The 7,386-nt window shown below is 64.8% G+C and carries 7 protein-coding genes; 2 read left to right on the top strand and 5 right to left on the bottom strand.

Annotation, left to right across the window (positions count from 1 at the left end):
* Window positions 1-1,108: sodium:alanine symporter family protein (locus E8E95_RS16275; protein WP_280351875.1), on the bottom strand; the 1,108-nt coding region annotated here is incomplete at its 3' end.
* Between the two features lie 174 nt (window positions 1,109-1,282).
* Here E8E95_RS16275 and E8E95_RS16270 point away from each other — a divergent pair.
* The gene (locus E8E95_RS16270; RefSeq protein WP_280351873.1) at window positions 1,283-2,101 is read left to right on the top strand and encodes a helix-turn-helix transcriptional regulator; all 819 of its coding nucleotides are present in this window, start codon (window positions 1,283-1,285) and stop codon (window positions 2,099-2,101) included.
* 119 nt (window positions 2,102-2,220) lie between these two features.
* Here the strand turns inward: E8E95_RS16270 and E8E95_RS16265 are convergent, their stop codons facing one another.
* The 3 genes from E8E95_RS16265 to E8E95_RS16255 are packed head-to-tail and all read right to left on the bottom strand — an operon-like array spanning window position 2,221 to window position 4,005.
* Window positions 2,221-2,895 (bottom strand): GNAT family protein, encoded by a 675-nt coding sequence (locus E8E95_RS16265; RefSeq protein ID WP_280351871.1) that lies wholly within the window; start codon window positions 2,893-2,895, stop codon window positions 2,221-2,223.
* Window positions 2,896-2,907: 12 nt separating this feature from the next.
* Window positions 2,908-3,351: a GNAT family N-acetyltransferase gene (locus tag E8E95_RS16260; RefSeq protein ID WP_280351869.1), complete on the bottom strand. Its 444-nt coding sequence runs from the start codon at window positions 3,349-3,351 to the stop codon at window positions 2,908-2,910.
* A 21-nt stretch (window positions 3,352-3,372) separates the two neighbouring features.
* Window positions 3,373-4,005 (bottom strand): FMN-binding negative transcriptional regulator, encoded by a 633-nt coding sequence (locus tag E8E95_RS16255; protein ID WP_280351867.1) that lies wholly within the window; start codon window positions 4,003-4,005, stop codon window positions 3,373-3,375.
* Between the two features lie 99 nt (window positions 4,006-4,104).
* Between E8E95_RS16255 and E8E95_RS16250 the strand changes: the two genes are divergently transcribed.
* Window positions 4,105-5,571, top strand: a complete 1,467-nt coding sequence (locus E8E95_RS16250) for a PLP-dependent aminotransferase family protein (RefSeq protein ID WP_280351865.1) — start codon at window positions 4,105-4,107, stop codon at window positions 5,569-5,571.
* 321 nt (window positions 5,572-5,892) lie between these two features.
* Here E8E95_RS16250 and E8E95_RS16245 read toward each other — a convergent pair whose 3' ends face one another.
* The gene (locus tag E8E95_RS16245) at window positions 5,893-7,317 is read right to left on the bottom strand and encodes an aspartate ammonia-lyase (RefSeq protein WP_179061374.1); all 1,425 of its coding nucleotides are present in this window, start codon (window positions 7,315-7,317) and stop codon (window positions 5,893-5,895) included.
* Between the last annotated feature and the right edge of the window lie 69 nt (window positions 7,318-7,386).

The raw sequence follows: 7,386 nt of genomic DNA, 5'->3' as shown, positions 1-7,386 counted from the left end.
CCAGGAACTGCAGGGCGTTCTCGCCGAGGTAGTAGTTGTAGAGGATGCAGGTGAAGACGAAGAGGCTCAGCGCCACGCTGATGAACACGCGGCCCCATTCACCGACCACCGCGGCCAGGGAGTTCTGGGTCAGCACGATGCCGTCGCCTTCGAAGCCCGGAGTGTAGAAACCGGACAGCAGGATCAGCAGCGCGGTGCAGGTGCAGATCACGAAGGTGTCGAGGAAGACGCTGAACGCCTGCACCACGCCCTGGGCGGCCGGGTGCTTCACCGCAGCGACGGCGGCGACGTTGGGCGCGCTGCCGAGGCCGGCTTCGTTGGCGAACACGCCGCGCTTCACACCCATCACGATGGCGCTGCCGAGCAGGCCGGCGAAGGCCGGCTCCAGGCCGAAGGCGCTCTTCACGATGGTCACCAGCATGTCCGGCACCAGCTCGATCTGGGAGATGATCACGTAGCAGGTGACGGCGATGTAGGCCAGGGTCTTGACCGGCACCAGCAGGTCGGACACCGAGGCGATGCGCTTGATGCCGCCGATGAACACCAGGCCCAGGAGCACGGCCAGGCCGATACCGGTGTACTGCACCGGCAGGTCGAAGGCGTTTTCCAGGGAGTGGGTCACGGTGAAGGCCTGCAGGCCGTTGAAGGCGAAGCCGTAGGTCACCAGCAGCAGCACGGCGAAGGTCAGCGCCATCCAGCGCAGCTTCAGGCCGTGCTGGATGTAGTAGGACGGGCCGCCACGGTACAGGCCATCGCCATCGGCGCGCTTGTAGACCTGGGCCAGGGTGCACTCGAAGAAGCTGCTGGACATGCCCACCAGCGCGGTGACCCACATCCAGAACACGGCGCCGGGGCCACCGAGGGTCACGGCCAGGCCGACACCGGCGATGTTACCGGCGCCGACGCGGCCGGCGAGGCTCAGCATCAGGGCCTGGAAGGAGCTCAACTGACCGGCAGTGCCACGGATGGAATCCTTGAAAACGCTGAACATGTGGCCGAAATGGCGGAACTGGACGAAGCGGGAGCGGAGGGTGAAATAGGTGCCGAGTCCTACGATAAGGACGATGAGCACTTTCCCCGAGAGGAAATCGTTGATCACTTCAAGCATGAGTGAGACCTCGATTCTTATTGTTCGCGTGATGGGAACGGCTTCGAGCGGGCAGGGCTCGGCCGTGGCGCGCAGGGTGGGGGAATGCGACATATCAGACAATTTCGCGGCTGTATTCGACATGGCGCGACTTGATGCTAGAATCGCGCCACTCGCATCAGGCAGGCCGGCGGAATGGCGGAATATCTCGGCAACAATCTGAAACTTCTCTGCGGGCACTACCGCTCTATTGCGGAGGTTTGCCGCAAGCTGGGTATCAATCGCGCGCAGTTCAACAAGTACCTCAGTGGCCAGAGCCGACCGACGCCCTACAACCTTAAGCGCATCTGCGATTTCTTCGGTGTCGAGGACTACGAGCTCGGCTTGCCTCCCGAGGCGTTCGCTCGCCTCCTGGGCACTCGTCCCGCCGGCCAGGCTGGCGACACCCGCAGCGACCCGCTGCTGGAACTGCTGGCGCCCTTGCGAGATCAGTCGGGCAACCTGTCGCGCTACTGCGGCTATTACTTCGAATACTCCAATTGCATGTCGGTGCCGGGCACCATCCTCCTGTCGCTGGTGCACCTGTGGGAAGAGGACGGCAACTTCCTCTTCGAGCGCCAGGAACGCCAGGAGCGCTCCACCAACACCGCCGTACAAGCTGAAGACTGGGTGCGCTGCCGCTATCTGGGCGCGGCTTTCCAGTTGCAGGACCGGCTGTTCCTGATGGACTACGAATCGCTCACCTTGAATGAGATGAGCCAGACCATCCTCATCCCCAGCTACAAGAGCCGCATCACCCGTCTCAACGGCCTGAAGACCGGCGTCTCCAGCGGCGACCGGCGCAACCCCGCCTGCACCCGCGTGGTCTGGGAGTTCCTCGGCCCGGAGATCAACCGCGTCGCCGCCTACCGCCAGGTGAAGCTCTACCGCCCCGACGACCCGCGTATCGACGATGACGTGCGCCAGCGCCTGGATGTGGCGCCGCTCAAGAACGGTTTGTTCGAGATCGAGTGAGCTGGATGCAAGGGCGAGTTTATTCGCGCTCTTCGTAGGATGGGTTGAGCTTGCGAAACCCATCGATTCGGCGTGATAGGTATCGCGTCGCTACGGTGCAAACGAATCTAGTGGATATTTCAGTTGCGCAGTTCCTCCAGCCGCCGCTTCTGCTGCCCCTCTCCATCGAAGTTATCCACAGACAGCCAGCGCTCGAAGGCCTCCCGGCACGTCGGCCATTCGCCGTCGATGATGGAAAACCACGCGGTGTCGCGGTTCTCGCCCTTGACGATCATGTGTTGGCGGAACAGCCCTTCATAGCGGAAGCCAAGACGCTCGGCGGCGCGCATCGAGCGGGCGTTCCGCGCGTTGCACTTCCATTCCAGGCGGCGGTAGCCGAGATCGTCGAAGGCGTGGTGGGCCAGCAGCCACACCGCTTCGGTAGAACCCGGCGTGCGCTGCATGGCCTTGCCGAAGGCGATGTGACCAATCTCGATGGCGCCGTCCTTCGGGGCGATACGCAGGTAGCTGAGCACCCCGAGGGCGCGGCCGCTGGCGAGGTCGATGACGGTGTAGAACAGCGGATCGCGGCTGGCGGCATTGCCGGCCAGCCAGGTGTTGAAGGGCTCGCGGCTGGCGAAGGGGCCGTAGGGCAGGTAATCCCACAGCGCCGGGTCGGGGCCTTGCAGGGCTTCCCAGAGGTCATCGCCGTGGCGAGCGGTATCCAGTGCTTCCAGGCGGACGAAGCGGCCGGTCAGCGGGGAGTGGTCGGGAGCGGGGCGGGGTTGCCAGTGGCTCAGGTCCTGGTTGCTCATGGTGCTCTCCCGTCAGAGGATCTTGCGGTACTGAACGAAGCCGGAACGGTCGGCGATGCGGTCATAGAGCTGCATGGCGTCGGTATTGGTTTCGTGAGTCAGCCAGTGCACGCGCGAGATACCGGCGGTGCGTGCCTGTGCATAAACGTGCTCGATCAGCTGGCGGCCGATGCCGCCGCCACGCAGGCCTTCGGCCACATAGAGGTCCTGCAGGTAGCAGTAGTCGCCGGTGGTCCAGCAACTGCGGTGGTAGATGAAATGCACCATGCCCACCGCCTTGCCGTCCTGCCAGGCCACGGCCGCATGCATGGGTTCGGCCGGATCGAGGAAGCGCTGCCAGGTGACGGCGGTGGTCTCGGCGGGGATTTCTGTCTTGTAGAAGCGCTGGTAGCCCTGCCAGAGCGGCAGCCAGGCAGCGTAGTCGGCGGCGCAGAGCGGGCGGATTTCAAGCGACATTGGATTCCTTCCTGTAGTGGGTCAGTCGATCAGAGTCATGCGCGCGGCCAGTTCACGGTCACGCGGGCTGGATGAGGCATTCAGGCCCTCGCGAACGCCGGCCTGGTCGGCGGCCGAGCGGTTCTGGCCGAGCTTCCATTTGCCTTCCAGGCGGCGGATGGGCAGGGCGAAGCCGACGATGGCGCGGAGCATGCTGTCGAGGTACTCGCGCGGGGCATCGCTCACCGCCCAGGGTTGCGGGCGGCCGGATTCATGACGTTCGCTAAGGCGGCTGACCAGTTGCAGCAGGCGCTCGGGATCGTCGAAGACTTCCGCCTGGCCCCAGGCATGCACGGCGATGTAGTTCCAGGTGGGCACCACCTTGCCGTGCTCGGCCTTGGCCGGGTACCAGGTGGGCGTGACGTAGGCGTCCGGGCCGGAAAACACCACCAGCGCCTCGGCGCCCTCGGCGAGGTCACGCCAGTGCGGATTGGCGCGGGCGAAGTGGCCGTAGAGCGTGCCGAATTCGCCTTCGCCGGTTTCCAGCAGCAGGGGCAGGTGGCTGGCCATCAGGCCCTTATTCCCGGCACTGGTGAGCACGGCGAGACCAGTGGCCCGCATCTGTGCATGGAGCTCGGCGAGGTCATCCTGGCGGAAGCTGGAGGGGACGTACATGAAGGCTTCTCCTGGCGGAATGTCTTCATGCTAGGCAGGATATTGGTCTGTTGTAAGAGCCAATAAGCGCCAGTTCGATAGAGCCAATCGAGACCCCACATGCCTGATATGCCACCGTTGCCCGTCGACCTTTCCGGCATCCGCCTGGACCCGTCCCAGGGGCTTTCGCGCCAGCTCTACCAAGCCCTGCGCGAGCGCATTCTCGATGGCCGACTGGGCAGCCGCACGCGCTTGCCGGCGACGCGCGACCTGGCCGCGCTGCTCGGTGTCTCGCGCAATACCGTGACCCGTGCCTTCGACCAGCTTTACGCCGAGGGATACGTGGAAGGGCGCGTAGGCGATGGCACCTATGTGGCGGATTTATCCACAGCCCGACCGGTACCGCCGCCGGTCCCCACGGGTCCGGTACCGGGTCCGGCCCTGGAGCGCCTGCACAGTCATCATCTGCCGCCACCGGTGACGGGCGCGCCACGCGCCTTCCGCATCGGCGTACCGGCCTTCGACCTGTTTCCCTTCGAAACCTGGGCGAGACTGCAGGCGCGCTTCTGGCGCAAACCCTCACCGGCCCGCCTGGGCTATGGCGATCCGGCCGGAGACTGGAGCCTGCGCGAGCTGATTGCCGCGTACCTGCGCAGCAGCCGTGGGCTGTCCTGCGATCCGGCGCAAGTGGTGATCACCTGTGGCGCCCAGCAGGCGATCAGCCTCTGCGCCCAGTTACTGGTGCAGCCCGGCGACCGCGTGGCCATCGAGAATCCCGGTTATCGCGCGGCGGGTCATGCCTTCGCCGTGGCGGGTGCCGAGTTGTGCGGTGTGCCTGTGGATAACGACGGACTGGACAGCGCCGCGCTGGCGCAGGTGGATAACTGTCGGCTGGTCTACGTCACGCCGTCGCACCAATACCCCACGGGTGTAACGCTGTCCCTGGCGCGGCGCCTGGAGCTGCTGGAATGGGCCGAGCGCCGCGATGGCTGGATAGTCGAGGACGACTACGACGGCGAATACCGCTACAGCGGAATTCCCCTGGCGCCCCTCGCCGCGCTGGACCGCCAGGGACGGGTGATCTACGTGGGCACCTTCTGCAAGATCACCTTCCCCGCACTGCGCCTGGGCTACATGGTGCTGCCTCCCGCGTTGGCCGAATCCTTCGCGCGGCGCCGTGCGCTGGACATGCGCCATTCGGAAATCGGCACCCAGGCGGTGATGGCGGAGTTCATCGCTGCCGGTCATTTCCAGCGCCATGTGCGGCGCATGAGGCTGGCCGCCCGCGCCCGTCGCGATGCCCTGTTGGGTGATTGGCCGGACGCCATTCCCGGCTGCGCTCCCATGCCGCCGGTGGACGCCGGTTTGCACCTGTGCGTGCGGGTGGACAGCCTGGCGCGGGAACAGGAGCTGGTAAGCGCTGCCCGTACGGCCGGCGTGGAGCTGAATGGGCTCAGCGAGTACTGGCTGGAGAACAGCGTCGAGCCTGTGGATAACCGCGCCGGGCTGGTGCTGGGCTTTGCCGCCGTGCCGGAAGCGCAGATTGCCGAGGCGATCCGCACGCTGCGCAAGGCCTGGCGATTGTAGGAGCGAGCTTGCTCGCGAAGCTTTCTGCCAGGCCCATTCGCGAGCAAGCTCGCTCCTACACTGTTCCTATCCTGCCGATGCGTGCGGTTCGGCTTATGTAGGGTGGACCACGCTTCATCGGTCCACCGTCGGTGTTCGTTGGTGGATGGAAGAGCGCCTTCCACCCTACGGCTCTATGCGGCGCAATTGTGGGAGCGATTTCAATCGCGATCGATGCCCTTCGCGAATGAATTCGCTCCTACTGGGCAAAAAAAAGGATGGCTGGCGCCATCCTTGAAGGATGAAGGGGCAGGGCCCCTCCTGGTGAGTTCGATTGCCTGATCAGGCCTTCAGCGGCACGAGGCGCGGGGCGATCATGTTTTCCGGGCGGAGGATGTCGGCCAGCATGGACTCGTCCAGCAGCTTCTCTTCACGGACCAGTTCCAGCACGCCGCGGCCACTTTCCAGGGCTTCTTTGGCGATGCGGGTGGCGTTCTCGTAACCGATGTACGGGTTCAGCGCGGTGATCAGGCCGATGGAGTTTTCCATCAGGCGGCGGCAATGCTCGACGTTGGCGGTGATGCCGACGATGCAGTGCTCGCGCAGCATGTCCATGGCGCGCTGGAGCAGGCGGATCGAGTCGAAGATCTTGTAGGCGATCAGCGGCTCCATCACGTTCAGCTGCAGCTGGCCGCCTTCGGCTGCCAGGGTCAGGGCCAGGTCGTTACCGATGACTTCGAAGGCCACCTGGTTGACCGCTTCCGGGATAACCGGGTTGACCTTGCCCGGCATGATCGAGCTGCCCGGCTGGCGCGCCGGCAGGTTGATCTCGTTGATGCCGGTACGCGGACCGCTGGAGAGCAGGCGCAAGTCATTGCAGATCTTCGACAGCTTGACCGCGGTGCGCTTGAGCATGCCGGAGAACAGCACGAATGCGCCCATGTCGGAGGTGGCTTCGATCAGGTCGGCGGCCGGTTTCAGCGGCTGGCCGCTGATGGCGGCGAGGCGCTCGACGGCGAGGTGCTGGTAGCCGGGGTCAGCGTTGATGCCGGTGCCGATGGCGGTACCGCCCAGGTTCACTTCGGTGAGCAGTTCCGGCGCCAGGCGACGCAGGCGGTCGAGGTCTTCGCCCAGGGTGGTGGCGAAGGCATGGAATTCCTGGCCGAGGGTCATCGGTACCGCGTCCTGCAGCTGGGTACGGCCCATCTTCAGAACGTCGGCGAACTCGGCACCCTTGGCGGCGAAGGCCTGGATCAGGCTGTCGAGGCTGGCCAGCAGGGCGTCGTGGCCCAGCAGCAGACCGAGGCGGATGGCGGTCGGGTAAGCGTCGTTGGTCGACTGCGCCATGTTCACGTCGTTGTTCGGGTGCAGGTACTTGTACTCACCCTTCTGCTTGCCCATGGCCTCGAGGGCGATGTTGGCGATCACCTCGTTGGCGTTCATGTTGGTGGAAGTACCGGCACCACCCTGGATCATGTCCACCACGAACTGGTCGTGGAAGTCACCACGGATCAGGCGGGCACAGGCTTCGCTGATGGCGGCGTGCTTGTCGGCGCTGAGGTGGCCGAGTTCCTTGTTCGCATCGGCGGCGGCCTGCTTGACCATGGCCAGGGCTACGACCAGCTTCGGGTAGTGCGACAGCGGTACACCGGACAGGCGGAAGTTGTGAACCGCGCGCAGGGTCTGAATGCCGTAGTAAGCCTCGGAGGAAACTTCGAGGGTGCCGAGCAGGTCTTTTTCGATGCGGAAGGATGCAGCGGAGGACATGATGTCATTCATCTCTGGAGGAACACGGCTAGCGCCGCGATGCCCAATAATCTAGGCCTGTGGCCGTTT

This window comes from Pseudomonas sp. BN414 (assembly GCF_029871275.1).
Classification (GTDB): Bacteria; Pseudomonadota; Gammaproteobacteria; order Pseudomonadales; family Pseudomonadaceae; genus Metapseudomonas; species Metapseudomonas resinovorans_C.
This window is presented reverse-complemented; position numbering and strand designations above follow the sequence as displayed.

Coding starts and splice junctions, on each gene's coding strand:
- E8E95_RS16270 (WP_280351873.1), top strand. CDS start 1,283: ATGGCGGAATATCTCGGCAACAATCTGAAACTTCTCTGCGGGCACTAC.
- E8E95_RS16265 (WP_280351871.1), bottom strand. CDS start 2,895: ATGAGCAACCAGGACCTGAGCCACTGGCAACCCCGCCCCGCTCCCGAC.
- E8E95_RS16260 (WP_280351869.1), bottom strand. CDS start 3,351: ATGTCGCTTGAAATCCGCCCGCTCTGCGCCGCCGACTACGCTGCCTGG.
- E8E95_RS16255 (WP_280351867.1), bottom strand. CDS start 4,005: ATGTACGTCCCCTCCAGCTTCCGCCAGGATGACCTCGCCGAGCTCCAT.
- E8E95_RS16250 (WP_280351865.1), top strand. CDS start 4,105: ATGCCTGATATGCCACCGTTGCCCGTCGACCTTTCCGGCATCCGCCTG.
- E8E95_RS16245 (WP_179061374.1), bottom strand. CDS start 7,317: ATGTCCTCCGCTGCATCCTTCCGCATCGAAAAAGACCTGCTCGGCACC.